Raw genomic sequence first — 26,980 nt, 5'->3', positions numbered from 1 at the left:
CGAATAATGAAATATCAATGCCAAAGCTCACTGATAAGACCAGAGTCACGTTGGATGCACGCACCGGTTGCCGCCCGAATCAATCCGCTCGATCCCCATAAGCTAAACGACTTTTTCGCCCGAGTGATGCCCGTATAAAGCAATTCTTTGGTTAATACTGGCGAGGGTGTCATAGGCAACAATAAGGCTACTTGCTCGAACTCAGAACCTTGGGATTTATGTACCGTCATGGCGAAGACCACCTCAAACTCACTTAAGCGACTCGGCAACAAGCCAGTAAAAGAGCCATCTGGCTGCATAAACCACACCCGAAGGCGCTGAAACTCATCGTGCATACAAAGGCCAATATCGCCGTTAAACAAGCCTAATGCCGCATCGTTTCTGGTCAGCATCACCGCTTTGCCCGGATACCACACATGCGGATCTTTCACTCGTCCACGCTGATAAAAATAATTCTCTAGTTGTGCGTTAATTTTCTCGACACCGAACTCACCTTGTCGAACCGCTGTCAAAATTTGATAGCGAGTAAACACCTCGTAGAGTTTGGCAATATCAAGATTCTGGCGCACAGCGTCCCAATAATCGTCATAACCTTTTGCCAATGCCGCAATGTCTGCTTTCGTTTGCCCTTCTTCCGGCACTCGCCACTCCACATCGGCGTACCCAGATTGAAGGCAGCTTAATACCGCTTGGCTATCACCAGCGTTCATCGCTTTCGCTAAGTGCCCGATACCGCTGTTTGCATCAAAACGATAACTGGTGCGTAACAATGTCAGCGCTCGGCTAATTGGCGGTGCTGAAGGGTTACCAAACGGCACAATATTTTCTCTGGTAAGGCTCGTAAGGCGATCGGCCCACTCCGGTTGAAAGTACACATTATCAATGCCGTAAGATAAATCACCGAGCACACTGCCCGCCTCCACCGAAGCAAGCTGATCTTTATCACCAAGCAAAATCAGTCGCGCATGGGTTGGCATTGCATCGATCAATTTTGCCATCATCGGCAAATCCACCATGGACACTTCGTCCACCAGCAACACATCCAAATGCAGAGGATTTGCTTTATTGTGCTTAAAACGACTGCGACCAAAATCGCTTCCTAACAAGCGATGCAGAGTGCTGGCTTGCTCTGGTATGGCGTCCTTAATGTCGCCACTTAATGGCAAAGCCGCTTTCGCTTTTGAGATAGACTCTGTTAGCCGCGCCGCCGCTTTACCTGTTGGCGCCGCAAGCTCAATTCGCAGTACTTTCCCTTCCGCCAATGATTGAGCCACCAGCAGCGCCAAAAGACGAGTCACTGTGGTTGTCTTGCCTGTTCCAGGGCCACCGCTAATCACCGAGAAAGGCAAACTTGCTGCGTTGGCAACCGCGACCTTTTGCCAATCTACCGACTGGGATGTATCTGGGAACAATTGCGCCAACAAATCCGCATCAACATCAAAAGGTACAACGGAAAATTGGCTCTTAAGATAATTCAGCACCTGTTGCTCATATTGGAAATAACGATATAAATACAGGCGAGTACCAGCCAGCACCATAGGTCGTTCAGCAACATTGCCAGCCAAGGACACCAAACGGCTCCCTTGCAAAGCATCACACCAAGAAGACACGCTGTTTACACCAGAATCTGCCAATGCCGCTCTCAACTCTTCAAGCTCAACACCTTCTGGTGGGTGTTGCCAAATGGTGGCTAGATCGATACAAATATGCCCCGCACCAAGATACGCACTGCACAAAGCACCTGCGATATGAACAGCACTGTCACCCTTGTCTGGATTATCCTCTTTAGCATGGTGCGCAAGCTGCGTAATCCACTGACAATCAATTGCACGCAAAACACCTTTTGCCTGCCAATCAGCAAGCCTAAATGACGTAACTTTAGCGGTATTTTCTTCAAAAGCGTCGAGCAAACCTAGCTGATTAGAAAAGTCCATATTGTACCGCCTCGTGATTTTCTGGCTTATCGCTTTCACCACTAAACAGCTTGTCTAGGGCGGTTAGATGTTCAATGCTTAATCGGCTTTTGAATACGCCTGTTTGCTGTTCCGGCTGCATACCGCGGAGGAACAAATACACCACGCCACCCACATGTTTTTCATAATCATAATTTGGCAATCGTTGCTTTAATAATCGATGCAAAGCCAGAGTGTAAAGCTGATATTGCAGATCGTATCTGTGCTCCGCAATGGCATGAACCAGTTTGTCTGCTTCGTAATCGGCAAAGTCATCGCCCAAATAATTCGACTTATAATCCAACACGTAATAACGGCCTTGATATTCGAACAACAAATCAATGAAGCCTTTTAACATACCTTTTAATGGACGATCTTGAATCATAGGTGCAACACGCGATACCTCATCATGCTCGCGAGAAATCCGATCCAACTGCAAGGCGTTCATCCCTGTCACCGGAATAAAAAACTCCATCTCTTTTCGGCAAGCCGATGGGGACAAACTCCCCAAGCTCATACCGTCCATTAACTCGGTATTCACGATATCTGGTAACCATTCGCTGAGCACATCTTGCCATTCATCAAAGCCCTGACGTTGGTAAAAATCGACCATCAATTTATGGTGGCTGGTTTTTAATAAATCCTTAAAGCTCGGGTTAGTTGACACATCATGCAGGGCTTTACCTTCTAATGCATCGTGTAAGAATGTCCCCGGCTTTGCGCCTTTGGGAAAAGTAAAACGATTCTTCTGTGGCTCTTTTTGTTGCGCTTCTAATGCCTGATCGAGCGCCTCCATATCATCCAGCAAAGGATCGACAAAACGCGTCATTTCATCCAAGCCTGGCACACTTTCATCGTGGTGTTCTTTATCTTCCACCACCAAGGAGGAATAACTCCCCACCCACCAATCACGCTCTACACGCCCCGTAAAGTGTCTAGCATGAGGTTCAATTAACTCAGCCTGTGCCATTTTGAATCGCGGCAAGCGCGGTGGTTCATCAGGCAATTCCAGCAAACACATTTGCCCATTTTGGTAACGCTCGCAAAGGCGTTCGATACTCGGATACAAGTCTCCTGCTTCCATTGGTTCGCCTTCACTAATCAAAGCACCAACACCGCTCAGATGAACATCTGACACAGCACCTCGGGATTTATTCGCGCTTTTTCCCACATCCATCGAGCCAATAAAACACGCTTCTTTGGAACGCGTTAACGCCACGTAAGCCAAGCGAATTTCCGCGGCATATAACTCTTCTTTATGCATGTCGGTTTGCGTTTCATCTGGGTCAATAGCAATCCACAATTGCTGCTGCGCATCATGATATAAAGCCGATTTGTCTTGGTCTCGATATGGCGTAAAGGCAAACGGCAAATACACCAGTGGGTATTCCAAGCCCTTACTTTTGTGGATGGTAACGATTCGAACCAGTTCCGCATCGGTTTCAAGACGGATCTTTTGCTCGTCGCTGTTACCATTCGGGTTTTGTATCGCCAACCTTAGATAACGCAACACGCCTTCTTTGGAATCCAGCTCAAGGGACTTCTGCTGTAACTTTTCGGTTAGATGCAGGAAATCCGTTAAGCGACGCTCGCCACCTGTATGACTGAGCATATTCGCAGCCAGAGCGACGTTCTGCATGAATTCACGCAACATAGGCAGCAAGCCCTGCTTATCCCAAATTTCTAGATAATCACGGAAGGCTTGTCCCCATTTTTCATACACCACATCGTCGTGGTTGAGCGTGTCTAAATCTTCCAGTGACCAATCGACCAAACTGGTTGCCAACGCTGAACGCAGTTTACTTTCTTGTCCATTGGATAAAATCGCCGTCAGCACGATCAGTAGCTCTCGCGCTTCGACGGTTTCAAACACGGAACCTTTATCACTCAAATACACGCTGGCAATACCGCGTTGGCGTAACGCGTCTTTTAGGGCATTGGCTTGGCTAAAGTTAGTCACCAATAAGGCAACATCTTTAGGTCGTACGCCTTTGCCATCAATCAGCGCCTTTCCTTGCTGCCCTTCCAGTAACAGTTCATGAAGGTGCGCCGCACAAGATTCCGCCATGGTCTGACGATAGTCTTTTGTCGACACGGGCTCATCGCTGCGTTGATACAAAAATTGCAGCGCGGCTTGCATTTGTCCATGTCGAGAAAAACCACTGGCAACGCCACGATCTTGCACTTCAACAAAGGGAATGCCCGCCACTCGAAAGGGTTCCGCTTGCGTGCTAAAAAGCCCATTCACCGACTGAATCATCGCTGCGGAAGACCGATAATTGGTTGCCAAAGAATACACACTATCGACCCGTTTTTTGGCCGCCAAATAGGTATAAATATCCGCGCCACGAAAGGCATAAATCGCCTGTTTAGGGTCGCCGATCATGATCAAGCCAAGGGCATTTTGATCCACTTGAGCTGGGGCATAAATAGATGAAAAAATCCGATACTGCACGGCATCCGTGTCTTGGAACTCATCGATCAAGGCGATGGGGTAAAGATGACGAATACGCTCGGCTAATTTACCGGCTTCGTCTTGAGACAATGCCGCATCGAGAGAGGTTAGCAAATCGGTAAACGTCAGCGATTGAGTACTGCGCTTCCAGCGTTTCATACGCTCTTGGGTCTGCTGCCAAAGCTGAGTCAGCAAGACCGCTTTTAATCGACCCACATCGGGAAAGCTTTCACGCAAAGACTGCACCAAGCCAAAAAATTCGTGAGCGGGCAAATCGCCCCCCTTGCTCAATCGGCTAGCATGCTCATTGGTGTCGAATTTCTCTAAACTCTTATCCAATTCAAAACGCGTTGAGTTCGCCCATTGCGTCATGGCCTGAATGTCTTTCGATGGGTCTTTGCGCCAAAAAGTACGCTTAATACCGCTGCGCTCAAGAGCATCGATAATATCTTGCGACTGAGCAAGCCACATAGCGCGCACCGCCGCCATGGTTTCTTGCGCCTCGCTTAGGGCATTCTCCCAATCGTAATCCGGCACGGCGATTTTGGCATCAGGCTGATTGTTCAGTAAGTACAAATCTTTCAGCAAGGCGTCTGGGGTCGACCAAATGGGCTGAATCAAGGCGGCTTTGGTGTCGTCCATCGGATAAAACACACTGCGCCAAACGTCTTTCACCGCCATAGACAATGGCGCCAGCTCATCAGTCTCAATGGTTTGTTGGAACAACATGCGGCTTTCAAAGGCATTCTGGCTCAGCATACGCTGACAAAAACCATGAATGGTGAACACTGCCGCTTCGTCCATTTGCTTCTCGGCATACAGCAGTTTTTCAATGGCTCCAGCGCGTTGTTCGTCTGACATTTGCGCCAGCCAAACCGCCAAAAACACATCACTACTCTCACCTTGTAACAAGGCTTTTCGTGCCGCTCGTATGCGCCCACGAATTCGGGCTTTGAGCTCGGCGGTGGCGGCTTCGGTAAAGGTCACCACCAAAATTTGATCGACTGTTAGCGCCTTGTCTAAATCGCCCGCTTGACCCGTTGGCACCAACAATCGCAGATATAAGTTCGCAATGGTATAGGTTTTCCCTGTGCCTGCGCTGGCTTCAATTAAGCGCTTGCCAAACAATGGAAAAGTTAAGGCGTCGAGCGGCTCAGGTATCATACTTAAGGCTTCGGCATTGGCTGAAGACTCATTAACAGAAGCTAGGTCGTTAGAAAGACTCATTCGATCACCTCCAAATGACGGTGCATGGGCAACCAAATCTGCTCACACAAGGCGACAAACTGTTCTTTTTGGCGATTCAAATCTGGGAAATAACGTTGCCAATAAGCATCATCTACTTCACTACGTGTAAAAGCACTGCTGTTATCTTGATACAGCTTCAACGCCTGCTCCCAAGCTATGTCTGCGTCTTCTTGCGTTTTACTCGAACAATAGCTTTTACACCATGCGTCGGCGCTTTTGGCTGGCAAGGCAATCGGCTGACACAAGCCTTGCTGCAGTAAAGCCAGCATCGTGTTTAGATAGTCTTGGGCATCCTTCGGCGGGATAACAATAAAACTGTGCTGAAGCAATTTGCCCGTTTTGCTCAAGTTAATAAGATGATGTTGCTTTGGCGTTCCTTGTGCACATAAAGCCAAATGCTCAATCCACGTCTGCATTTTTTGATGGGCGGATAAGTCGCCAATGCGATAAGACAAACGCGTGGTCGCCGTTGGTAAATCCAACCACGCCTGCAAAACAACACTGCCAAGGGTCAAGTTCACTTCAATAGGTTCGCATTCTTCCAGCGCATAACCTTGCAACACAGCCATCAACCGCTGGCATTGCCCACGACTCTGCTCCAAAGACAATCGACCCAGCGCGCCATAAGGCAAAGCGCCCATCAAAGATAACCGTTCAACAAACTGGTCTTCATCGCCTTTTAGCATGGCTTGCAGCAAACCCTCGCGCAGCTGATAACCTGCTAAACCATCCAAGGCGAACGGCTCATCCTCTTTTTCTTCCTCTTCTTGCAAACTTAAATAGGCTTTTAAGCGGCGTTGCGTAAAGTAACGCGTCGGATGACCAATAAAGCGCGACAGCTCGTCCAGAGCAAGATCCAGCCTTGGCTGCTCCAAACCATCCAGCGGTGAAAACTCAGCGTGTTCATCGTCCACAGGAGCGCTAAGTAAGGCTGGCAGCCATTGTTCGTCATAGCTGTACAGACGTTTATCAAACGCAACAGCCAATTCTTGTTCCTGAACATGTTGTTGTGGTTGATAATAATAAGCCGCGTTGAAAGGCTGTAAAGGATGCTCCAGAATCAATCGCTCTAGCAAGGCTTTCTGCGCTTCGTCTGGCGCTAATGCCTGATCGCCTTCAAACACACAGCTTTGACCTATGTATTCCAACAGTTCACTCACCAAGATCGACGGATTTTTCTCACTGTTGTCTTGAATACTGCGCCCCACATAACTGATGTAGAAACAATCTCGTGCTGACATCAGCGCTTCAAGGAACAAATATTTATCGTCTTCGCGTCGGCTTCGGTCGCCGCTGCGATATTGCCCAACCATAAGGTCAAAGCCCATGGGCGCAACACTGCGTGGATAATCCCCTTCGTTTAACCCCAACACACAGATAACCTTAAAGGGCACGGAACGCATAGGCATCAAGGTACAAAAGTTCACTCGACCTGCTAAGAAGCGCTGACCACCTTGAGACTCTTGCAACAAAGGCGATAACAACTGACGGATCACTTGCTGATCCAATGGGGCGTCAAAATGCGCTTGTTGCCATTGCAAGGTTAGAGTGTCGAGTTGCTTAGTCAGCAAAACTTGAAAAGCATCGTCTTCTTCCAACAAAAAGAAACGCTCTGCTAAATAATACAAAGTCGAAACCCAGTCTTTTGGAACAAGGGATTCCATCAACCTAGCTTGAGCGTCGTCAATGGCAACTAAAAACTCAGCCAGTTTCCCCGCCACCGAGGCTTCTAAACCTTCCACGTCACCATAGCTTAAGGTGTCTTGCCAAATATGGTCGTGGCCCATGGCGTAACCCAATAACATGCGACGCACGCCATTTAGCCAAGTGTGTGATTCCTGTATTGGCAAATCATGCTGTTGAGCGGTTTTACCATCCAATCCCCAACGAATACCGACTTCTGTCGACCATTGGCGAATACGCTCTAATTCCTCAACGGTTAATTCAAACCGCGCCAACACCGCTGGAACTTCAAGTACGCTGATTAATTCAGACAAAGTGAAACGACTTTCACCCAAACCAAGCAAATACAAATAGGCATCAACAATTGGGTTTTCCATACCGCCAGATTGGTCAATCAAGGCAAATGGAATCTGTTTTCTACCCTGTGCGCTACCTTTAACATTACCGAAGACTGCTTTCACGAACGGGCTGTAGGTGTTTACGTCGGGCAACATGACGATGATGTCTTTTGGCGTCAAGCTTGGATCGCTCTCGAACATTTGCAACAGCTGATCATGCAAGACTTCCACTTCCCGTAACGGACTGTGACAAAGATGCACGCGAATGCTTTGATCATCCACCGCAACGGGATGTCGATACATAGCATTGTCGATATTCGCGTCTCTTTCTTCTTTCGAGCCGTGGTTTTCTAACGTCAGCACATCTTGCTGAACCCACTGCAACAAGCCACTCGATTGCTCGCTCAGATAATCTTCAAAGACTTCCAATTCGTTGTCGGCCATTTCTTGCAGCTGAGCAATATAATCTCGTCCCAAACGCCCCCAGCTCGCCAGTAGCGGATTAGCATCCAAATGCAATGTGTCCGTACTCAACCCAGGCTTGAGAGTTTGGCGTTTTATTTCTCGACCTAAGTAATGTTTATCAACCACATCGCCCCAGTAAAAGCGACAAGGGTTCTGCAAAAATAAATGCACATCAATCCAGCCAGAAGCGGCCAACACACGCAAAGATTCAAGGGTATTTGGCGGCAAGGAAGACACACCGAAAATAAAGATACGCTCAGGCACACCAACAGGTCGCGTAGAAGATTGAGTCGCGTCATGCAAGGCTTCAATCAAATTACCACGATGATAAAGCGAGGTGCCCTGCTGGCTCACATCAGCCACCAGATCTCGCCAGAGGATCGCCTGCCAAGGCTGTTGTTCAAACAAGGCTTCTAAGGCCTTGTCCGTGCCACCATAAGAGACATCGCCAGACTCCCAAAGCTTGATCCAATCTGGACGGTAAACCAAATATTGGTCATAAATATCCGCAATGCTGCTGCATAACTGGAAGCGACGAATTTGTGTATCGTCTTCTTCAAGATACCAACTGAGCGCCTGAAACTCAGGTTCGCCAAGGCGAGTATCCAACAAGCGCATCAAGCGCCACACTAAGAAAGGTTTATTAAATTCACTTTGCGCGGGAATATCGTTAAGTGTCTGAGAAAACGTCTGCCAAACAAAAGTAGAAGGCAACGGAAACACCAAACCCGCAGCAATCGAATGGGACTCAGCCAAAAACATCTTCAGCCATTGCGCCATACCTGGGTTTTGCACCAAGATAGATTCATCATCAAACGGATTCTCTGGCGGCGAAACAGCCAGAATCTTCGCAAGCAACACGGCTAAATCCTCTAGACGGTTACCTGTGTAAAGTTGAAACATGCAAGAATCCTACGTGTTAGAAAGGAGCTTAATAAGATACTAATAAGCCTAACCTTGGACGCACCAAAAAAGAAGGACTGAATGCTTTAAATAAAAGGGTAATAAGGAAGTTTATTGGTGGAGCCTAGCGGGATCGAACCGCTGACCTGTTCGCTGCCAGCGAACCGCTCTCCCAGCTGAGCTAAGGCCCCACAAAACGCATAAGCGTAGGTGGACATGATGTCCTGAGATTTCAAAGATGTTTTGACAGCGGGGGATTTTATGGATGCTTTTTGGCCCTGTCAACCTTTTTGACTCACTTCATCTCAGTTTTTATCGAGCCATAAATATACTTATTGCTACATAATCCTGATTGCCTAAATTAAGAAATATGTGTTTTTATAAGTTATTGTTTTACTGAACATGAACCCCACTCCCCCGAAGCAATCGAGTAAGAGAGATATATGGTCGAATTTCCAACGGTCTTAGACGATCTAATGATGGCTCAGCAACCAATATTGAAAAAGTCCAAAGACATATTTGGTTACGAGCTGCTATTCCGTGGAAAGGACGCATTAAGCGCCAATGTTTCAGACGGTGAATCTGCAACTAGCCAAGTATTAGTAAACCTATGCATTGGGATTACCAACCTAGAATCTCAGTTAAGAAAGCCCTTCTTCATTAATATGACAACAGAGCTAATGCTGTCTGACGCTTTCTTTCCGATTTCCCCAGACACGGTTTATATAGAAATACTCGAAAGTCAAAAGCTCACCCCTGAGTTTTTCGAAGCGTTGAAAAAGTGGCGCGGTGCAGGTTACCGGTTTGCACTGGATGACTACCAATTCAATGCCGATTATGAGGCACTGCTGCCTTGGGTTTCGATCGTCAAAATAGACGTGTTCTTAACACCGCCAGAAAATTTCATTAAGGAAATTAACGAGCTAAAAGCGCGCGGCTTAATATTACTTGCTGAGAAGATTGAAAACGAAGAGATGTTTGAACTTTGCAAAAAGATCGGTTTTGATTTATTTCAAGGCTACTTCCTGCAACGCCCCGAAATCATCAAAGGCAAAAAAATTGACTCGGCAACACATGGCGCCATTCATCTAGTTAATGCACTGCAACAAAAAGACGTCGATATAGCCACTGTGTCAGACCTAGTCACCAAAAATCCCAAGCTGTCTTATCAACTCTTACGCATCATCAACAGCCCCGTCTGCGGTTTGTCTAAAACCGTGACATCGATCCAAGAAGCCATTATTTTTTTGGGGCTGGTGCAACTGAAAAAATGGGCGCTCCTCATCACTCTTACCTCCTCATCGACCCAACCAAAAGCATTGCTTAAAATTCTGCTGACTCGTGGACGTTGCTGTCAGTTGCTAGCACAAAATAAACAACCTACCCTTGCTGACTCGGCATTCATGGTGGGATTGATGTCTGGCATAGACGCCGTTTTCAATGTAGAAAAATCCGTGGTGCTGGAGCAAATCGCATTAGATAACCTATCCCGTGCCGCCATCATGCACCGCACAGGCGAACTAGGAAGCTATCTTTCTTTGGCACTCGACTGCGAAGAGCAGCATTGGGACAACATACAATCCATGAACCCAGCAGAAAGAGCGCAGCTAAACAGAGCATTTTTAGATGCTATGTTGTGGTCAGAAGAGGTCATGCAATCGATAAATTAAGGGCTCTGCACGAGTACCGCCTCACCCATATATGGTTAAAAATAGGGGCAAATTAAATAAAATGATTTTTTTTACGTTAAATGATTGACACCCATACAAAAAAATATAGAATGCGCTTCACCTTTTCAAGGCCAGTGTGGTGGAATTGGTAGACACGACGGATTCAAAATCCGTTGCCTTCGGGTGTGGCGGTTCGAGTCCGCCTACTGGTACCAACATAAAAAAAGCGCTTACTTCGGTAAGCGCTTTTTTTTCGTCTTGAAGAAATAGCCTGAAAAAAACAGGCTCAGTCATCAAACCCTTGCATAACATAATCGGGCAAATCTTCTTCTTTCGGTATCGGCATCGATTTACCAAATTCATCGATAGCAACGAATTTAAACATGCCTTCCGTTACTTTTTCACGGTGACCAATACGACCACGGCGCACCCAAGCTTCCACCAAAATATTCATAGAAGTGCGACCAACGGAGTCAACCTTTGTATAGACGCCTAAGATATCGCCCACCTTTACTGGACGGATAAAACTCATTCCATCTAGAGCAACCGTGACCACACGCGATTGCGCACGCTGTCCTGCACATATCCCGGCCGCGATATCCATTTGCGACACCACCCAACCACCAAAAATATCGCCTGCAGGGTTAGTATCCCCCGGCATTGCAACCGTCCTAGTCGTAAGACGACCTTTTGCCTTTTCTTCTAACCCTGACATAACACTCTCTCAAAAACTTAGTGTAAAATTTCACTGCAAAATAATATCACAGGCAACTAAAAGTACTCATCAAGACACACCACAGCCTAAGACTATTTTGTCATCAAAACATCGTAAGATATGGCCGTTCCTTTTGCTTCCGTCGTTGGGAAAGAAAAACTTGAACCTATCGACGTTCCAAGACCACCTCGACTGCTGCCACTCACACCAATACCAGTTCCTAAACGTCTAAAAGAAAGCTGCGTTACCTCATCCAAGATCACGCCATTGGCCCCTATTTTAGCGGCTTGCTCCTTTAGCTCTTCCGTGGCTTTTTCTTTTCTAGCGTCTTCCGTAAAACCACCATCACTGGACGCACGCACGGTACCAATCACTTTATAGTCAAACGCTGGCGCCTCTTCAAATACGGTCACCTCCTCCACCTCGATCTCGGGCAACTGCTGCCCAGTCACAACATGAGAACCAGAAGAACAACCAAACAACAAAGCAGGCAACGCTAAAACGGATAGATATTTAATAGCACTCATCATCGCACCTCATTTTGACTATCAGATCATAACAGTGTTGCACAAAGACAACGCAAGCAGATCGATAAAAGTATGAATTTTTGACTCAACCACTATCAAACTCAATATCCATCCAATAAAAAAGAGCAGCTCAACCTAGCTGAGCCGCTCTTCAATCACATGACTGTTCTTGGTATTTTTACACCTTAAAGCGACCGATTAAACCTTGCAGCGCCTGAGAATGCTTAGCCTGTTCATCAGCAGATTGATCAGACAATCTAGCCGCGTCACTGCAACTTATCGCCAACTGATTAATCTCATTGATCGATTTATTGATTTCCTGAACAACAGCACTTTGCTCTTCTACAGCGGCTGCAACTTGCAGGTTCATATCCGATATCGTAGAGATCATATGCGCAATTTCATCGACATTATCACCAGTCTGTCTACTTTGATCCGTTGTTTGCCCAATGCTTTCATTACTACGAACAATCACCTCTGAAGCTTGATTAGCCGCCCCTTGAAGGTTCGAGATCATAGAACCAATCTCATCAATAGAAGACTGCGTGCGCTGTGCTAAAGAACGAACCTCATCCGCAACAACAGCAAAGCCTCGCCCTTGCTCGCCAGCGCGAGCCGCCTCGATCGCCGCATTCAACGCCAACAAATTCGTTTGCTCTGCAATATCACGAATCACATCAAGAATTTTACCAATGTTCTGAGTGTCACCATTTAGCTTATTGATAACCGCTGTCGCCTCTTCTAGATTACGACTTACGCTATCCACATTGCTGATGGTAGAGCCAATGCTCGCAACAACCAACTTCGCCTTATCTACCGCACCCTGAACCACTTGCGCTGCGGACGAAGCATTACTAGAGATCTCATGAATAGAACTCTCCATCTGACCAAAAGACGCTGCCACAGTTTCTGTTTCTGAATTTTGGTGCATCATGCTTTTCAAGGTCGTCTTACTTAACTGCGAAGACTCCTTAGCCGAATGCGCAATATGGTTACTGTTCGTTGCGACACCTTTAAACACATCATGAAGCGTTTCGATAAAAGCATTAATACCAACAGCCAACTTCCCTATTTCATCTTTACGATCCAACTTAATACGGAAGGTTAAATCCCCTCCCGCTTTCGCCAAATCATTAATATGTTGTTCTAAATCTTTCAGAGGCTTAGAAATAGAGGACGCAAACAATACCGACAAGACAATGGTAACAACCACAACAACACACAGAATAATAAGAATATTCAACAAACTTGCTGACATTTTCTCAAACGTTACCTGTAGATTCTCATCCTCAATCTGAGAAAAAGAACTCATCACAGTCCCCAGAGAACGACTTATCTCAGCATTCAAAGCCTGCACTTTTTTGGAGTTTTCAATGTACTTCTCAGATAACGCACGAATTCCAACCAAAGAGTCGCGCACCTTCTCCGCCTCTGCTTTGGCGGGTGAGCCCTCAAGCTGAATGATCGCCTCTTTATTGTTCGCCTCTAGACCACTTATGTAATCAAGTAATCTGGAAGCATATGAAATATCACTCTGCACCTTTTGGAAGATCAACTCTAGCTCAAAATTGTCCACCGTATTGATCAACGCAGCCGTCAATATCTTCCTTTCAAACGTCGTTACATCCTTACGCTGATCCTCATCAACCAACTTCTCAAATTGTAAATAAAGATAGTCATCAGACACCTTTGATGATTCTCTAAGCTTCTGCACAAGCTCCGTTGCCGTCTTACCATTATCCTGGTAAATCGAATGAATTTGCTCTAGCTTATTGTTAATGCTTGCCATCTCGGCCAACAAAGACGCTTTCTCAGGCAAATTCGACTGGGAAAAGCTTGATGTGACCAACTTGTATTTTTCAGACACGCCCTCATAGTTTTCTTGGCTCTGAATAAAACTTTCAGCGCTAGAAAAATAAGAAGAGATGGCATCCGTCGTCTTCTTATTTGCTGACAACTCTTGCTTAGCGTTATCAACAACGACTTCATTTCTATAAAAGAAAACAGCCACAACAACAAGCAAGAAAGTAAGCAGAACAACAGGGACAAAAAGCTTTTTTTGCACACTGAGGGAAGAGAGAATTTTATCCATTACAAACCTTTAAGAGTTGATTATTTCTCGCTGAGTTTAGGAAAGTTATTGACGGAAAAATAGTCAGGACTGCAAAACGCTACAAAACAACTTTAGACACTTACACAGACACAGTAATAATCAAAAAAAGAGAAATATTGGAGACCCAAATGAGCGAATTAATAGAACAAGACATCTCCTGCCCTTACTGCGGCGAAAGCATCGACGTCGTCATAGAAGTGCTAGACGAAAGCCAAGAATACATCGAAGACTGCCAAGTCTGCTGCCGACCGATTGTCTTCAACATCGACACCGCCTTTGATGGCTCAACCTCCGTTTCCGTTCACTCGGAAAATGAGACGTATTGAGAAGAAGAAACACCAGCTGGCGTTGGGTCGCCAGCGACGTAATGTCCTGGGCACTGGCGCAGAAAATGACGCATTGAATTGATTTACAGCTGACATAAAAAGACCCCCAGTAATTGGATAGTCCAACTATTGGAGGTCACTTCAAGGTCGGTTTTTTTATGCATTTAGAAATATTATAAGCTTATTATTTCCTTAGTCTTTTAACTGCCTCTTTCAACGCGTCATCATCATTTAAGGCAAGCTCTATTTTTTCTATTAAGTAAAAAAGGATGATTTTTATATCTTTTGCATTTTGCAGGCACTCTTCATCTTGTTTAGAATGCAACCCTTCACTTAAAGCCGCGTAAAGCAATTTAAGTGGGTCTTGACCTTGTATTTTTAGCGAGTTCGGTAATGCTTTTTTTATTCTATCAATACTTTTTGTAAACTGGGTTTCAGATTTTGCAGCCGTTAACTCTTCAATTAATAGCTCATCAGAACCATCAATTTTCAGTACTTTGATAATTTCATCAAATATCACATTTTTTTTAGAATCTATAACTCGCCTATAATATGCAAATGCAGCAATCCCCATCCCTAGATTTTCACACTTAAGCCCTTTATAGAATAGCTTTCTATCTCCTCCCATCAACCGTTCTATTCTTTTTGGTATAGGTATAACTCTTTCAGGAAACTCACCAACCTTCTGTACTTTAACAAAGTGAGTACCTGTACCTAAGTTATAACGGTCATTAGCTGAAACAACTCTTAAACTAAGGGTCTTATAACTATTTTGACAATTTCTACAACGATAAACTACCCTAAAAATATCACTTAAGGTTTTATTCCAGTAATTTTCAGATACGCCATTCTTCATCAGATCAAATTTTTGATTTCTAGCACAAGAAGAACAATAAAAATTTGGAATCATTTCTGCACTTAAACTAACATGTCCATGACTGTTAATAAGATCGATGTTAATTTCAGCCTCTTCATACAAAGAGCTATTTTCTATAAATGTACAAAAATCTATACTTTCCATCTATCACACCTAAAATCACTCTCTTTTAATAAATAGAGTCAGAGTAAAATTAACTGTTAGCTCTGCTCTTTACCTAATTGTAATCAACTTATTAAGCATCACTTATTAGCTATTGATAATAGACTAAATAAACCTAACCCATTCTTGTTCCGTTAGGATGATAAGCGGATGCCCGCTTTCTTTTAGCTCTATTGCCTTTTGTATCTTGCGGCCAAAGCTGGTGTGCTTCCAATCTAGGGATACCGCAAGGCCAAATGAAAATTATTAAATGGATCTACCCTAAAAGAGCTGATTATTAATTCCTTTACTATCGTCCCTAGAAACAATATCAACATTCTCTCCCAAAATTAGAAAGTCATGAACTTTAAGTGTAGGAATGTTAGGTAATTTTTTCTCATGATCAACATGTAGTAAATCTCGAAGCTCCATCAAAAGTCTACCTAAAACATTTTTACCAACTAACTCATCTGAATTTGACTTCGAAGGAATAGCTCCCCAAAAATCATCTTTATAAGATAACTCTACTATTGATGCATTCTTCGTCGAAAGAAGTAATTGCCCGAATGAATCATAATTTTGTGCTAGCTTAACTCTCAGACACCACCTCATAATCTTGTGTCGTATATCCATCCAATCAGGTCTTGTTTCATATTCATATTTTTTACTAATATCTTTAGCATGCATTGGGCTTATTTGATCAAATATTAATTTTTGAATATCAGCATTATGAGGAAAACGACACGCTTGATATAGCGCTTCAGATGTCAGGATTTCTACACCATTGATGAATAAAGGATAACCAGAGGCCATATTCGAGAGCCCTCCAAAACTATCCTTAGTTTTAAAAAAAACAATTGAGTCAGCCTTTCGGTAACTTCTTAGATCACCAATCATTCCCAAAATCTATCGCCCCAAAAATATTTTCAAAACAGGAGTAAGTTTTTCTTGGTAAAAGAGGGTACCAATTAAGCGCCCCCGATGTAGCATCAGGATCGCCCCACCAAAGAGCTAAGGGAGCATTATTAGGGCAATTTCTATAAGTAACAATCATTGATCCAAAACCTAGCCCAAAAAAACCTTGCCCTAGAGGTCTTTGAAAACCTTTGACATTATCCATTTGTGATAAGATTTTAACGCCAGCCTTAAGAAACTCAGACTCTAATAACACCCTTCCATCAGGCGAAGAGAACAAAGAGTGGTCACCTACACTGCCAAAATTACTTCTAGGAGCAAAATCTAAACTATTAGTGGTTATATAGTTCGCAACTTCTTCATTAGCAAATAACGTGTCATAAGGCCAAAGAACATCAGATGTATTTTTATAATATTTCCTATTTTCGAATATCACAACTGACCAAATTTTGAATATTGAACTGCCATCGAGTCTAGGAAAAATAGTTGTTCTTAGATAGTAATCAGCGGCAGAATGGCAAACAGCAACAATAATCTGAATTTTAGATTTTTTAGGAATTTGGTCTACAAATTGTTCAAAATCCTTACGAACTCTAGTACCAGAAAACATGACATCATCAAGATATATATAGTCACCGCCTTCTTGTCCACAATCTTCTATATCTAAACCTAGCTCTCTCATAAGGCATTCAGCAAAAACACCATACATTTCTATCTGGCTATGCCCATGTATTTGAATCTTTAAGATATTTGCTCTTGACCAATAAGTAAGATGATCTCCTCCTGTCAAATCAGGATTCTTAACTAAATTAGCCAAAAACTTCACAACATTATCTCGAGTTAAGAATGTTTTCCCAAGGGTATAATCGATTTCTTTCAAAAAAGATAAAGAACATTCTGGCGAGAATTGAGCAGCCCATTTTTTAACATGATTAACATCAGGCGCGGCTATTTCACCTCGCCTGTAGTCCTTAATCGTTTCCACTATACTTTTAGTTACACAAAGCACTTCTGCCTGATACTCTTCATTAGTCATAAGCCCTTCTCCATCAAACAATACGTAGTCATTACTTCTTCCTAATTTAAGGGTTACTAGGAAATAATTGATTAAGAAAATCCGTACATACGCAAATATAGTGAAAGCAGTCACCCATTATCATTGTGGAACCATGAGCTTTTGAGTTTCGCATCTTGGGGATAATATCAACCATGCTTTTACACCATTCGTTACCCGGCTCATCTGTCTCTAGATGCCTAAAACCCGCATCACAAATCCAACCCTCTTTTACAGCCTTGCTTAGAAGCATTTTTAGACCGACATGTTTTTTAGGTTGAACTTTGAATCTGAGTGCATGCTCGATGACGGTGTATGTTTTAAGGTGTACTTCGGGGGCTAGGGCATAAAGGTAGTATGTGAAGAGAGCCATGTTTTTAGCTACGTTGAATTGCCCTTTGATTTCGTCAGGCACTTCGTCGTTTAGAATTTCTTTGGATAGATTTTCATGCAGCATCTCAAGACTTAGAACCGATCCACAAATATCACCAATGATGAGGTGCTTTCGATCAATTTTGGTTAATTCATCTAATGTCTTAAACTTTTCCATAAGAAGGCTACCACGCGAATCCATTGCTCAATGTCAGTGTTTCTTTACATTAAAATGTTTTGCATGTTTATGCCAGCAAAAACGAGCAGAGTCTCCAGACGCAGGTCATAGAAAAACAAGAGAATGATTTAATGAGGTTCGAGACGCTAGAAAAATATCGAAAGAAAGGTATTAGGAATGTTTGAGTGAGATAAGAACTTTCAGAAGAGTCTTTGGCGCTTTAATAAATTTTAGGCATAAAAAAAGGCACCATAAATGGTGCCCGGGACCGGAATCGAACCGGTACGCTCGTTAAAGCGCAAGATTTTAAGTCTTGTGTGTCTACCAATTTCACCACCCGGGCATATCTGATTTTGGAGGCCGGAGTCGGAATCGAACCGGCGTTCACGGAGTTGCAGTCCGCTGCATGACCACTCTGCCATCCGGCCTTCTATCAGATTATCTTTTGATGGAGCGGGAAACGAGGCTCGAACTCGCGACCCCAACCTTGGCAAGGTTGTGCTCTACCACTGAGCTATTCCCGCGTCTCAAAAGACGGTGCCTATTCTATGTATTTGAGCTTTCACGTCAAGGAAAAAATCCAAATAAATAACTAACTTAGGCACTTTTTTTAAATCTGTTTAGTTTTTGTTCGACTCTTTAGGCATTAGCGCAGGCCAAGCCGCTTTTAGGTAAATATACATAGACCAAAGCGTTAACAAGGCCGCTGCGATTAGAACCGCTTCCCCAACATGAGCAGAAACCGTGTCTGGTCGACTGCCCAATAAAATGAAAATCGCCAACATTTGCATGGTGGTTTTCAGCTTACCAATGAAAGACACCGCAACACTGGCGCGTTTCCCCATTTCCGCCATCCATTCTCGCAATGCAGAGATAACGATCTCTCGTCCAACAATCACGGCACTGGCTAAGGTCAATAATGGGTTTGCGTAGCTTGCGACTAACAACACCAAAGCAATGGATACCATCAACTTATCCGCCACGGGATCAAAAAACGCCCCAAAGGGTGTGGTTTGATCCAGCTTCCTAGCCAGGTAACCATCTAACCAGTCTGTAAAAGCTGCCAAGGCAAATATAATCGCACTGGTGTAATAACGCCCTTCCCATGGTAAATAGTAGATCGCTACCAAAACAGGAATCATAAAGATCCGCACGGAAGTTAATATATTCGGTATGTTCATGTTATTCCTAATTTTTAAAGCATTCCTAGTTATTACGCTAAATGCACCAACACTTAGCCAAGCTTAACTCTTATGGAGGTAGAGATAAATTTCTTCCGCTTTTTTCGCGCTAATCCCTTTTACCTTTGCGATATTTTCCTGACTCGCTGACAACAGTTCTTGGTAGCCCCCAAAAGCCGTCAGTAGCTCTTTACGGCGATTTGGCCCAATACCGGGAATCTCTTCCAAGACAGAGTGACGTCGTTTCTTGTCTCGTCTGCGGCGATGGCTTTTTACCGCAAACCTGTGGGCTTCATCTCGTATATGCTGAATGAGGTGCAATGCGGCCGAATCTGGCGGCAGTACCACTTCATCTTCTTTTGAACCAATATATAAGGTTTCAAGACCGGGTTTGCGTGTATCGCCTTTTGCTACGCCCAATAAAAAGATATCGACCAGACCAAGCTCTTTTAATACGGCTTCGGCTTGCGTTAATTGCCCTTTACCACCGTCAATGAGCAAAACATCCGGTGCGTCCAATTCGCCACTTTTCACCCGTTTGTAACGACGAGTTAGAGCCTGCTTCATAGCACCATAATCGTCCCCTGCTTCCACACCTTCGATGTTAAAAGATCGATAGCGTTTTTTATCGGGGCCGTCGGGGCCAAACACCACGCAAGATGCCACAGTGGCTTCACCACTAGAGTGACTGATATCGAAACATTCCATGTGCATTGGCGCTTCAGAAAAACCTAATAGCTTTTGCAGCGCGGTGATACGACTAAAATGATTACGCTTATCAGAAAGCCTTGCTTGTAGGCCTTGTTCTGCATTGAGTTTTGCTAGCTCTAACCAACGAGCACGTTGGCCTCTTACGTTATCTAGTACTTCTATTTTCTTCTGCGTAGTGGCAAAAATACCTTCCACCAGCGCTTCCGCATCGTCTAGTTGATGACTAATGATAAGCGTCTTAGGTAACTCTTGAATACCACCAAGGTAAAATTGAGCGATAAAAGACGATAATAATTCGCCTTCTGTGATTTCGATCGGCATTTTTGGGTAGTGGCTTTTGCTGCCAACCACTTTACCTTTACGCACCATCATCACATGCACACACAAGCCACCCGGCTGAATAATGGCGGCGATGATATCTGCTTCGCCTGTTTGCCCATAAACGTGCTGCTGTTCTTGGATGTGTTTTAGCTGGATGATTTGATCTCGCAGCTCCGCTGCGCGTTCAAATTCCATGTCTGCGGCGGCGGCACTCATTTGCGCGCTTATTTCAGCGGTCAACTCTTGGTCTTTGCCTTGTAAGAACATGCGCGCATGGCGCACATCGTTTTCGTATTCTTCGTCACTAATCAGGTTCACACATGGCCCTGAGCAACGTTTGATTTGGTACTGCAAACAAGGGCGAGATCGGTTCGAATACGTGCTGTCTTCACACTGACGTACTTTAAAGACCTTTTGCATGGTGTTCAGGCTTTCTTTGACGGCACTGCCGCTAGGAAACGGGCCAAACAAGGTTCCTTTGTCGGTTTTATCGCCACGGCGAAACAATAAGGCCGGATGATGGTGATTCGACAACAGAATATATGGGTAAGATTTATCGTCTCGCAGCAAGATATTATAAGGCGGACGATGCTGCTTAATAAGCGTTTGCTCCAGAAGCAAGGCTTCCGTTTCGCTTTTGGTAACAGCAATTTCGATGGAGTGAATACGACTTACCAAGGCCATGGTTTTGGTCGTTAACCCTGTCACGCGGAAGTAGCTCGCAACACGATTTTTTAGATTTTTTGCTTTTCCGACATAGAGCAACTCACCGTTTACATCGTACATGCGATATACGCCCGGACGTGTGGTTAAGTTGCTAACAAAATGCTTAGGGTCAAATTCTGAATGGCTCAAACAAACCTCGTTTTTCGCCTAGCCCATACCAAGTACATTGTAACGTATCGCTAGATGAATCAATTCCACATCACTGTCTATGTTTAACTTGGAAAAAATGCGAGTACGGTATGTGCTCACGGTTTTTGGACTAACATTGAGTAGGTCAGCTATCTCATGAGATTTTTTACAATCAATAATCATCTGAGCTACTTGTAACTCCCGATCGGACAATTGCCCTAAAGGCGAACCTTGTTCATCAATCGAGAACTTAGAAAGTGCCATTTTTTGGGCGATATTTTTGGATATGTAATGCTCGCCTCTGGACACCATTTCAATCGCCTCTAATATTTCGGAGGTTTTTGTGCCTTTCGTCAAATACCCTGACGCTCCAGCTTCTAGCAATTTTACTGGATACAAGTTGTCGTCCAGTGCGGACAAACCGATAATTTTAATTCTCGGCATAATGCGCTTAATTTCTTTTGTGGCACCCAATCCACCAATTCCAGGCATATGAATATCCATGAGTATAATATCTGGCTGAAGCGTTTTACTGTGCGCTATTGCTTCTTCCCCAGAATGTACAACCCCGACTACATCAACGCCTTTTACATCCTGTAATACTCGACCAATTCCTTGGCTAACCACATCATGGTCGTCAACAATCAATACTTTTAGCATAACAACCTCACCAAACTGTCCTCTATCTGCGCCTCTCCTTCAAGGAAGAATAAAACACAAAGCATCCTGCTGATAACCAATTATATTGATAACAACCTTTCCGAAAAACTCATTTAATCAGGAAGATGGCCTTTATAACCCATTTCTTTCAGCTTTTGCTGACAAATTTCTCTATACCTTGCACGCACACCCGTTCCGTTGGTTTTTTGGGTGTAATAAAGCAGAGGCGTGATTTGTTCTTCATCAACAGAGAGTTCTTTGGCGATTACGTTTGCCAAGTCTTTTACGTTGAGGGTTTGCTTATTTTCAATCATGACAACTTTAGGAATGACTAAGCGTTCACCAGCAATCACTCGATCGACAACTTTCAGGTAACTTTGCTCAAACAAAGGCCAGCTCACACGCTCTTCTTCGGATTTCAATTTGTACCAACCCACTTCAGAGCCCGCAAAAAATACCGCAGGGTGACTCCATTTATACCGCAAAGGATCCGTGCGACAAGCACACGCTTCTAGGTAAGCTGAACGAGGATCCACCAAACCGTAAGCTTTGTATGCGGTATTAATTAGCTTCAAAAAGTCCGCAATGGTCGGAGGCCAAGCATGAACTTCTTTGGTTCGCTCTACTGCGTACGCCAACAGAGGCTCTTGAAAGCCTTTTAAAGCAATGGCCCACTCACGCTTTGCAAGCTTCACTTCATCTGTGGTGCTGTAAGCTGACGCAAATTTATGGGTATAAATTGCTTTAAAGCGCGCAAACAACATATTTACTAGTACGCGAGTTTGTTGATCTGCTTCTGTCGGGCCGGAATCACGGGCAGCTCCGGCCGAACCATACTCACCAGTCTGTGTCGTGGATGTTGTTGAGGGCGTCGCTAACTTGTTCTCTAGAGGTTTTAGTAAATTTTGTACTGCCTGAGGTTCCTTCATATGAAGACCTATCCGATTGTTTGTATTGCCACTGACGTTTTACGTATTTAAAAAATTCGCTGTTCCAAGTTCTGACATTTTTCCGCTGCTCTTTGATTCTTAGCAAAAATTCGGCTTGTAGAGACAGCGCAAAATCACGAGCAATGCCAGCCTGACCAATTTGTTCTAATGTTGCCTCTTCCGGCTGCCATTGGTCGGGTTGCCTAGCGCGTTCTTTCTGCTCTAAGTATAAATCAAAATCCGTCACGCCTCGTCTGTCATTCACCACAGGGGGAGTGAACGGCGTTTCGTATTGTCGAACCGGTTGCTTTGCAGGATAGCTTTTTGGTTGCGGAGTAAATTCTTCCGTCTTATCCCGAGAAGCTCGATGCAATCTGTCCATTTTCTCCATCAATGGATCTTCTTTCGGCACTTTTTCTGCTGCCGGTTTCATCGCTTGAGCGACTTTTTGGGATGACGCCAATTGAATCTCTAAGACTTCTTCTTGGCGCTGAAAACTTAGCAACTGACTAATCTGCAAATTTGTTAATAAACGCATGAGCATAGGCACTGTCCAGAAAGGCAGCTGTGCACTAAGTCGATTCATTTCAATTCGCAGTACGTTGGCGCCTGAAAGGTAAGTATGCTGCTTTAGAAAGGTCAGCAATACTGTCTCTTCTAGACCAATCTGGGCGGCCATTGAAAATGATATCGGTAATGAATAGTCGTTATCCAACATAAATCTCGCTTCGCATAATTAGCACAACAGTCTATCAAAAGGCTTTGCCATTAGCACGACAACCTTACATGCAAACTGCGCTTCTTTTAATAAAAATAGTCCGTCTTTGACAGCATAAAAAAACACACCTATGCTGAAATAACAGCAAGGTGAACATCAAGTCTTCATGTATCAAGCCATTTGATTTTTTCTCCGTGCTGCATCGCGAACGTTACTCTGGAGGAAAGTAGTATGCACACTACCAAAATTTCTGGACACCATATCGACGTCACCCCAGCCATTAAAGACCACATCAATGAAAAACTTGAGAAAGTGTCAAAACTGACCGATCAAATTACTTCTGTTCAAGTCACTCTTCTTAAAGACAATAAATCCCAAAAAGCAGAAGCTTGCATACACTTACCAGGCAAAGAAATTTTCGCGGCGGCGTCTTCAGAAGACAGGCTGTTTTACGCCATAGATGAAATGGTAGACAAATTAACCAGACAGGTAGACAAACACAAAACCAAACAAGCCTCTGCAACCAAGTCGTTAGCATCTTAATCACGGGTTTCGAAACAAATCGTAGCCAAGCAAACAAAATACCAAAAAAGCATCGATATCCTCGGTGCTTTTTTGGTATTTTGCATAGAATAAATAATCTAGCTTGAAGTTTGGAACTTTCAGCCTCATATTAAGTCTATTAAATGTCTTAAACCTTAAAGGAGTAATCTCATGCGTTACACAGAAGCCCTTTCGACACATACGTCACAAGCGGCAAACAAAACGCTCCGCAATACATACGGGCTGTTGTCGCTTACCCTTTTGTTCAGCGCCTTCACTGCGGGCATGAGCATGGCATTAAACCTCCCACATCCGGGACTCATTATTACTCTTGTAGGCTTTTATGGCTTACTTTTCCTAACACACAAGTTTAAAAACAGCTCTGCTGGTATTTTGTGTGTATTCGCTCTGACTGGTTTCATGGGCTTAACCCTTGGTCCAATCCTGACGGCTTACTTGAGCCTATCAAACGGCTCTAGCTTGATCATGAGCGCATTAGGCATCACTGGCCTATCTTTCCTAGGCTTGTCAGCTTACGCACTTATTTCTAAGAAAGACTTTAGTTTCCTAAATGGATTCATCACAGTCGGCTTCTTTGTCTTGCTGTTTGCTGTCATTGCCGGATTTTTCGTTCAGATGCCAGCGTTGCAAATCTTCATCTCTGCAGGTTTTGCCTTGTTCTCTGCAGCGGTTATCTTATTGCAGACTAGCGAAATCGTTCGTGGTGGTGAAACTAACTACATCATGGCTACTGTGAACTTGTATGTTTCTCTATACAACATGTTCCTAAGCGTATTGTCTTTGCTTGGTATGGCTAACGACGATTAATCCTAATTAGCATTTTTAAAAGGCCGCTGACTGCGGCCTTTTTTGTGTGTAAAATTTACCGTATCTCATGCCAAGGTTATTTTTAATGCAATACACTCTGCTCATTACGGGTTCGCCTTATCACAGCAAAGCCTGTCACACTGCACTGCGCTTCATACGAGCGGCGCTTAATAAATCCCCCGATAGCATCAAAGGTGTCTTCTTTTATGAAGATGCTGTATTAATTGGCAACCAATTGGCACAGCCGCCTAGGGATGAAATCAACCTCACCCAAGCATGGCAAGAAATAGCAGAACAAAATAACATTCCACTGTATTTATGCATTGCCGCGGCGGTAAGACGTGGCATTATCAATGAAGGTGAAAGTCGTCGCTATGAACTAGAACAGCATACGCTTGCGGAGCACTTTCAGCTTGAAGGCTTGGGGACTCTTGTTGATCTTATGAACACAACCAACAAAATTATTCAGTTTAGGTAGCCTCATGAAACACACTTTGATCCACCTAAATACCAGCCCCTATTCGAGCTTGGCTTGTAAAGAGGGACTAGACCTAGCTCTCGTATTGGCCACATTCGAGCAACCTGTTGATTTATGCTTATCAGGCGCGGCGTTGGCTCTTTTATCTGACGCTCAACAACCAACAGCGGAACATGGCAAAAACCTGCACAAACTGCTCGCTGGACTCGAGTTTTATGATATTGAAAACGTCTATATAGAAAAAAACCATTCATGGCTGAATAGCACCACTTCATGGCAAGGCGTCACACCACTGGATAGTACCGAGTGGCAGACAATGTTTTCACAATACCAACAGGTTTTTCGGTTTTAATTATGCGACTCCACCAAATAAATCAACTCGATTACCCTGCCTCACTAGAAACAACGTGGCAAAATAGCCTGCAAGCAGGTGACCAAGTCTTACTGATTGAAGACGGTTTTCTAAAAAGCATTCAGTACGCTGAGAAGATGCAAACTCTTATAAAAGAAAAAGAGATCACTCTTTATTATTTGCAAAGTGATGTTGCTGCCTATGGCTTATCGCCAACAGTCGGTGTCGCACTTACAGACGAAGAATGGGTAGAGTTAACGTTTGCAGCAGAAGCAAATATAAGTTGGTAATCAATATGACAGACAATACTTTGGTTTTAGATGAAGAAGGCTATTTGCTAAACCTGCAAGACTGGACACCAGAACTTGCTAACCAACTCGCCCAAGAGGTTGAAATCGAGCTAACGGACGCGCACTGGGAAATCATTTATTTATTACGAGATTTCTATGAAGAATTTGAAGTGTCACCCGCTATGCGCCCTTTGGTCAAAGCCGTATCCAAAAAACTTGGCGCGGAAAAAGGCCGTAGCATTTATTTGATGACGCTTTTCCCGGGTAGCCCACCTAAGCTAGCCGCTAAAATTGCTGGTCTTCCAAAACCCGCGAACTGCCTTTAACCAGCACAATGTTATCAGCACAAAAAAACGGAGCGACTAAACTCCGATTTTTTGTGTGGCTAAGGCTAATATTAGACGAGTCTAGTATTTACCATACCATTCTAATTTACTCTGCAAAGCCACTACTTCACCAATAATAAGCAACGCTGGTGATTTAGCTTCATTTACCACAGATACGTCATAAACATCTTGAATTGTGGATGTAAAAACACGTTGCTCACGCGTGGTACCTTTCTCGACAATTGCCACTGGCATAGATGGACTCATACCAAAGCGTATCAACGACTGAGTGATATCTTTAAGGCCTGTTAATCCCATATAAATCACAAGAGTTTGCGCAGGATGAACTAACTCTTCCCAAGGCAACTCCGTCGTACCATCTTTCAAGTGACCCGTTAAAAATCGAACCGACTGAGCATAATCGCGATGCGTTAAAGGAATCCCCGCATACGCAGCACAACCAGCCGCCGCCGTAACACCCGGAACCACTTCAAAAGGAACGCCCTCTTCGATCAGCTCTTCCAGCTCTTCACCGCCGCGCCCAAAGATAAATGGATCTCCACCTTTTAATCGCACCACCATGTGCCCTTCTTTGGCTTTTCTTGCGAGCAAGCTATTGATCTCATCCTGAGGAAGGCTGTGCAAAGACTTGGCTTTACCTACGTACATTTTTTCTGCTGACTCAGGAATTAGCTCAATAATTTCTTTACCAACCAAGCGATCATACAAAACCACATCCGCCATTTTTAACAGTCGATGCGCTTTTAACGTCAATAACTCTGGATCACCTGGACCCGCACCAATCAAATAGACCTTGCCCGTCATAATTTCCACTATCCACTCATATAAAAAAAGC

At 44.2% G+C, this 26,980-nt stretch carries 24 protein-coding genes and 5 tRNA genes; 9 read left to right on the top strand and 20 right to left on the bottom strand.

Features of this window, described 5'->3' with window-relative positions; translation table 11 throughout:
- Positions 1 to 14: 14 nt before the first annotated feature.
- From recD to C1X04_RS05415, 4 genes are all read right to left on the bottom strand, one after another.
- Positions 15 to 1,934: an exodeoxyribonuclease V subunit alpha gene (gene recD, locus C1X04_RS05430; protein ID WP_137169355.1), complete on the bottom strand. Its 1,920-nt coding sequence runs from the start codon at positions 1,932 to 1,934 to the stop codon at positions 15 to 17.
- Positions 1,921 to 5,634, bottom strand: a complete 3,714-nt coding sequence (gene recB / locus C1X04_RS05425; protein WP_254682336.1) for an exodeoxyribonuclease V subunit beta — start codon at positions 5,632 to 5,634, stop codon at positions 1,921 to 1,923. Before recB ends, recD begins: the two co-directional genes overlap by 14 nt.
- Positions 5,631 to 9,044, bottom strand: coding sequence for an exodeoxyribonuclease V subunit gamma (gene recC / locus C1X04_RS05420; RefSeq protein WP_137169354.1), 3,414 nt, complete (start codon positions 9,042 to 9,044; stop codon positions 5,631 to 5,633). The genes recB and recC overlap by 4 nt, the downstream gene beginning before the upstream one ends.
- Before the next feature lie 115 nt (positions 9,045 to 9,159).
- Positions 9,160 to 9,235: transfer RNA gene (locus C1X04_RS05415), tRNA-Ala, on the bottom strand.
- Between the two features lie 252 nt (positions 9,236 to 9,487).
- Between C1X04_RS05415 and C1X04_RS05410 the strand changes: the two genes are divergently transcribed.
- On the top strand, positions 9,488 to 10,714 hold the full coding sequence (locus C1X04_RS05410; RefSeq protein ID WP_137169353.1) for an EAL and HDOD domain-containing protein: 1,227 nt from the start codon (positions 9,488 to 9,490) through the stop codon (positions 10,712 to 10,714).
- A 130-nt stretch (positions 10,715 to 10,844) separates the two neighbouring features.
- Positions 10,845 to 10,929, top strand: a tRNA-Leu gene (locus C1X04_RS05405).
- A 71-nt stretch (positions 10,930 to 11,000) separates the two neighbouring features.
- On the opposite strand, the gene C1X04_RS05400 is transcribed toward C1X04_RS05405, so the two are convergent.
- The 3 genes from C1X04_RS05400 to C1X04_RS05390 form a co-directional block, all read right to left on the bottom strand.
- Positions 11,001 to 11,429: an acyl-CoA thioesterase gene (locus C1X04_RS05400; protein ID WP_137169352.1), complete on the bottom strand. Its 429-nt coding sequence runs from the start codon at positions 11,427 to 11,429 to the stop codon at positions 11,001 to 11,003.
- Positions 11,430 to 11,521: 92 nt separating this feature from the next.
- Positions 11,522 to 11,956 (bottom strand): hypothetical protein, encoded by a 435-nt coding sequence (locus tag C1X04_RS05395; RefSeq protein WP_110571553.1) that lies wholly within the window; start codon positions 11,954 to 11,956, stop codon positions 11,522 to 11,524.
- Between the two features lie 178 nt (positions 11,957 to 12,134).
- Positions 12,135 to 14,048, bottom strand: a complete 1,914-nt coding sequence (locus C1X04_RS05390) for a methyl-accepting chemotaxis protein (RefSeq protein WP_137169351.1) — start codon at positions 14,046 to 14,048, stop codon at positions 12,135 to 12,137.
- A 149-nt stretch (positions 14,049 to 14,197) separates the two neighbouring features.
- On the opposite strand from C1X04_RS05390, the gene C1X04_RS05385 reads away from it, so the two are divergent.
- Complete coding sequence (locus C1X04_RS05385) at positions 14,198 to 14,395, top strand: CPXCG motif-containing cysteine-rich protein (protein ID WP_110571551.1); 198 nt, start codon at positions 14,198 to 14,200, stop codon at positions 14,393 to 14,395.
- Between the two features lie 184 nt (positions 14,396 to 14,579).
- Here C1X04_RS05385 and C1X04_RS05380 read toward each other — a convergent pair whose 3' ends face one another.
- From C1X04_RS05380 to C1X04_RS05325, 12 genes are all read right to left on the bottom strand, one after another.
- A complete protein-coding gene (locus C1X04_RS05380) occupies positions 14,580 to 15,416 on the bottom strand; it encodes a hypothetical protein (RefSeq protein ID WP_137169350.1) in 837 nt (278 codons plus the stop codon).
- 279 nt (positions 15,417 to 15,695) lie between these two features.
- A complete protein-coding gene (locus C1X04_RS05375) occupies positions 15,696 to 16,310 on the bottom strand; it encodes an NADAR family protein (RefSeq protein WP_137169349.1) in 615 nt (204 codons plus the stop codon).
- Positions 16,300 to 17,364, bottom strand: a complete 1,065-nt coding sequence (locus tag C1X04_RS05370) for a hypothetical protein (RefSeq protein WP_217494993.1) — start codon at positions 17,362 to 17,364, stop codon at positions 16,300 to 16,302. Before C1X04_RS05370 ends, C1X04_RS05375 begins: the two co-directional genes overlap by 11 nt.
- Before the next feature lie 46 nt (positions 17,365 to 17,410).
- Entirely contained in the window at positions 17,411 to 17,932 is a 522-nt protein-coding gene (locus C1X04_RS05365) for a hypothetical protein (protein ID WP_137169348.1), read from the bottom strand.
- A 256-nt stretch (positions 17,933 to 18,188) separates the two neighbouring features.
- Positions 18,189 to 18,275, bottom strand: a tRNA-Leu gene (locus C1X04_RS05360).
- Positions 18,276 to 18,286: 11 nt separating this feature from the next.
- Positions 18,287 to 18,360: transfer RNA gene (locus tag C1X04_RS05355), tRNA-Cys, on the bottom strand.
- A 21-nt stretch (positions 18,361 to 18,381) separates the two neighbouring features.
- Positions 18,382 to 18,456, bottom strand: a tRNA-Gly gene (locus C1X04_RS05350).
- 96 nt (positions 18,457 to 18,552) lie between these two features.
- The gene (gene pgsA / locus C1X04_RS05345) at positions 18,553 to 19,113 is read right to left on the bottom strand and encodes a CDP-diacylglycerol--glycerol-3-phosphate 3-phosphatidyltransferase (protein ID WP_110571543.1); all 561 of its coding nucleotides are present in this window, start codon (positions 19,111 to 19,113) and stop codon (positions 18,553 to 18,555) included.
- 63 nt (positions 19,114 to 19,176) lie between these two features.
- On the bottom strand, positions 19,177 to 21,000 hold the full coding sequence (uvrC, locus tag C1X04_RS05340) for an excinuclease ABC subunit UvrC (protein ID WP_110571542.1): 1,824 nt from the start codon (positions 20,998 to 21,000) through the stop codon (positions 19,177 to 19,179).
- Positions 21,001 to 21,018: 18 nt separating this feature from the next.
- The gene (locus C1X04_RS05335; protein ID WP_110571541.1) at positions 21,019 to 21,660 is read right to left on the bottom strand and encodes a response regulator; all 642 of its coding nucleotides are present in this window, start codon (positions 21,658 to 21,660) and stop codon (positions 21,019 to 21,021) included.
- 113 nt (positions 21,661 to 21,773) lie between these two features.
- The gene (locus tag C1X04_RS05330; RefSeq protein ID WP_254682335.1) at positions 21,774 to 22,589 is read right to left on the bottom strand and encodes a replication protein P; all 816 of its coding nucleotides are present in this window, start codon (positions 22,587 to 22,589) and stop codon (positions 21,774 to 21,776) included.
- Positions 22,498 to 23,307 (bottom strand): DnaT-like ssDNA-binding domain-containing protein, encoded by an 810-nt coding sequence (locus C1X04_RS05325; protein ID WP_137169347.1) that lies wholly within the window; start codon positions 23,305 to 23,307, stop codon positions 22,498 to 22,500. The genes C1X04_RS05330 and C1X04_RS05325 overlap by 92 nt, the downstream gene beginning before the upstream one ends.
- Positions 23,308 to 23,538: 231 nt before the next feature.
- Between C1X04_RS05325 and raiA the strand changes: the two genes are divergently transcribed.
- From raiA to C1X04_RS05295, 6 genes are all read left to right on the top strand, one after another.
- On the top strand, positions 23,539 to 23,850 hold the full coding sequence (gene raiA / locus C1X04_RS05320) for a ribosome-associated translation inhibitor RaiA (protein WP_137169346.1): 312 nt from the start codon (positions 23,539 to 23,541) through the stop codon (positions 23,848 to 23,850).
- Positions 23,851 to 24,021: 171 nt separating this feature from the next.
- Positions 24,022 to 24,678, top strand: coding sequence for a Bax inhibitor-1/YccA family protein (locus C1X04_RS05315; RefSeq protein ID WP_110571537.1), 657 nt, complete (start codon positions 24,022 to 24,024; stop codon positions 24,676 to 24,678).
- A gap of 85 nt (positions 24,679 to 24,763) precedes the next feature.
- A complete protein-coding gene (gene tusD, locus C1X04_RS05310) occupies positions 24,764 to 25,156 on the top strand; it encodes a sulfurtransferase complex subunit TusD (RefSeq protein ID WP_137169345.1) in 393 nt (130 codons plus the stop codon).
- Positions 25,157 to 25,160: 4 nt separating this feature from the next.
- Positions 25,161 to 25,508: a DsrE family protein gene (locus C1X04_RS05305; protein ID WP_110571535.1), complete on the top strand. Its 348-nt coding sequence runs from the start codon at positions 25,161 to 25,163 to the stop codon at positions 25,506 to 25,508.
- A gap of 2 nt (positions 25,509 to 25,510) precedes the next feature.
- Positions 25,511 to 25,798: a DsrH/TusB family sulfur metabolism protein gene (locus C1X04_RS05300; protein ID WP_110571534.1), complete on the top strand. Its 288-nt coding sequence runs from the start codon at positions 25,511 to 25,513 to the stop codon at positions 25,796 to 25,798.
- 5 nt (positions 25,799 to 25,803) lie between these two features.
- Positions 25,804 to 26,124: a TusE/DsrC/DsvC family sulfur relay protein gene (locus C1X04_RS05295; RefSeq protein ID WP_110571533.1), complete on the top strand. Its 321-nt coding sequence runs from the start codon at positions 25,804 to 25,806 to the stop codon at positions 26,122 to 26,124.
- Between the two features lie 81 nt (positions 26,125 to 26,205).
- On the opposite strand, the gene cobA is transcribed toward C1X04_RS05295, so the two are convergent.
- Entirely contained in the window at positions 26,206 to 26,949 is a 744-nt protein-coding gene (gene cobA, locus C1X04_RS05290) for a uroporphyrinogen-III C-methyltransferase (protein WP_137170720.1), read from the bottom strand.
- Between the last annotated feature and the right edge of the window lie 31 nt (positions 26,950 to 26,980).

Origin of the sequence: Marinomonas sp. FW-1, assembly GCF_005222245.1 — a bacterium.
Taxonomy (GTDB): Bacteria; Pseudomonadota; Gammaproteobacteria; order Pseudomonadales; family Marinomonadaceae; genus Marinomonas; species Marinomonas alcarazii.
The sequence above is the reverse complement of the archived record's forward strand: the minus strand, read 5'-3'. Positions and strand labels throughout refer to the sequence as shown.

What these genes read in the sequence shown, in the direction of transcription:
- C1X04_RS05400 (WP_137169352.1), bottom strand. Translation starts at nt 11,429, where the DNA reads ATGTCAGGGTTAGAAGAAAAGGCAAAAGGTCGTCTTACGACTAGGACG.
- C1X04_RS05295 (WP_110571533.1), top strand. Translation starts at nt 25,804, where the DNA reads ATGACAGACAATACTTTGGTTTTAGATGAAGAAGGCTATTTGCTAAAC.
- C1X04_RS05365 (WP_137169348.1), bottom strand. Translation starts at nt 17,932, where the DNA reads ATGGAAAAGTTTAAGACATTAGATGAATTAACCAAAATTGATCGAAAG.
- C1X04_RS05385 (WP_110571551.1), top strand. Translation starts at nt 14,198, where the DNA reads ATGAGCGAATTAATAGAACAAGACATCTCCTGCCCTTACTGCGGCGAA.
- C1X04_RS05370 (WP_217494993.1), bottom strand. Translation starts at nt 17,364, where the DNA reads ATGACTAATGAAGAGTATCAGGCAGAAGTGCTTTGTGTAACTAAAAGT.
- C1X04_RS05395 (WP_110571553.1), bottom strand. Translation starts at nt 11,956, where the DNA reads ATGAGTGCTATTAAATATCTATCCGTTTTAGCGTTGCCTGCTTTGTTG.
- recC (WP_137169354.1), bottom strand. Translation starts at nt 9,044, where the DNA reads ATGTTTCAACTTTACACAGGTAACCGTCTAGAGGATTTAGCCGTGTTG.
- C1X04_RS05330 (WP_254682335.1), bottom strand. Translation starts at nt 22,589, where the DNA reads ATGAAGGAACCTCAGGCAGTACAAAATTTACTAAAACCTCTAGAGAAC.
- recD (WP_137169355.1), bottom strand. Translation starts at nt 1,934, where the DNA reads ATGGACTTTTCTAATCAGCTAGGTTTGCTCGACGCTTTTGAAGAAAAT.
- C1X04_RS05300 (WP_110571534.1), top strand. Translation starts at nt 25,511, where the DNA reads ATGCGACTCCACCAAATAAATCAACTCGATTACCCTGCCTCACTAGAA.
- raiA (WP_137169346.1), top strand. Translation starts at nt 23,539, where the DNA reads ATGCACACTACCAAAATTTCTGGACACCATATCGACGTCACCCCAGCC.
- C1X04_RS05410 (WP_137169353.1), top strand. Translation starts at nt 9,488, where the DNA reads ATGGTCGAATTTCCAACGGTCTTAGACGATCTAATGATGGCTCAGCAA.
- cobA (WP_137170720.1), bottom strand. Translation starts at nt 26,949, where the DNA reads ATGACGGGCAAGGTCTATTTGATTGGTGCGGGTCCAGGTGATCCAGAG.
- C1X04_RS05380 (WP_137169350.1), bottom strand. Translation starts at nt 15,416, where the DNA reads ATGGAAAGTATAGATTTTTGTACATTTATAGAAAATAGCTCTTTGTAT.
- C1X04_RS05335 (WP_110571541.1), bottom strand. Translation starts at nt 21,660, where the DNA reads ATGCTAAAAGTATTGATTGTTGACGACCATGATGTGGTTAGCCAAGGA.
- C1X04_RS05390 (WP_137169351.1), bottom strand. Translation starts at nt 14,048, where the DNA reads ATGGATAAAATTCTCTCTTCCCTCAGTGTGCAAAAAAAGCTTTTTGTC.
- recB (WP_254682336.1), bottom strand. Translation starts at nt 5,634, where the DNA reads ATGAGTCTTTCTAACGACCTAGCTTCTGTTAATGAGTCTTCAGCCAAT.
- C1X04_RS05325 (WP_137169347.1), bottom strand. Translation starts at nt 23,307, where the DNA reads ATGTTGGATAACGACTATTCATTACCGATATCATTTTCAATGGCCGCC.
- C1X04_RS05315 (WP_110571537.1), top strand. Translation starts at nt 24,022, where the DNA reads ATGCGTTACACAGAAGCCCTTTCGACACATACGTCACAAGCGGCAAAC.
- C1X04_RS05375 (WP_137169349.1), bottom strand. Translation starts at nt 16,310, where the DNA reads ATGATTGGTGATCTAAGAAGTTACCGAAAGGCTGACTCAATTGTTTTT.
- pgsA (WP_110571543.1), bottom strand. Translation starts at nt 19,113, where the DNA reads ATGAACATACCGAATATATTAACTTCCGTGCGGATCTTTATGATTCCT.
- tusD (WP_137169345.1), top strand. Translation starts at nt 24,764, where the DNA reads ATGCAATACACTCTGCTCATTACGGGTTCGCCTTATCACAGCAAAGCC.
- C1X04_RS05305 (WP_110571535.1), top strand. Translation starts at nt 25,161, where the DNA reads ATGAAACACACTTTGATCCACCTAAATACCAGCCCCTATTCGAGCTTG.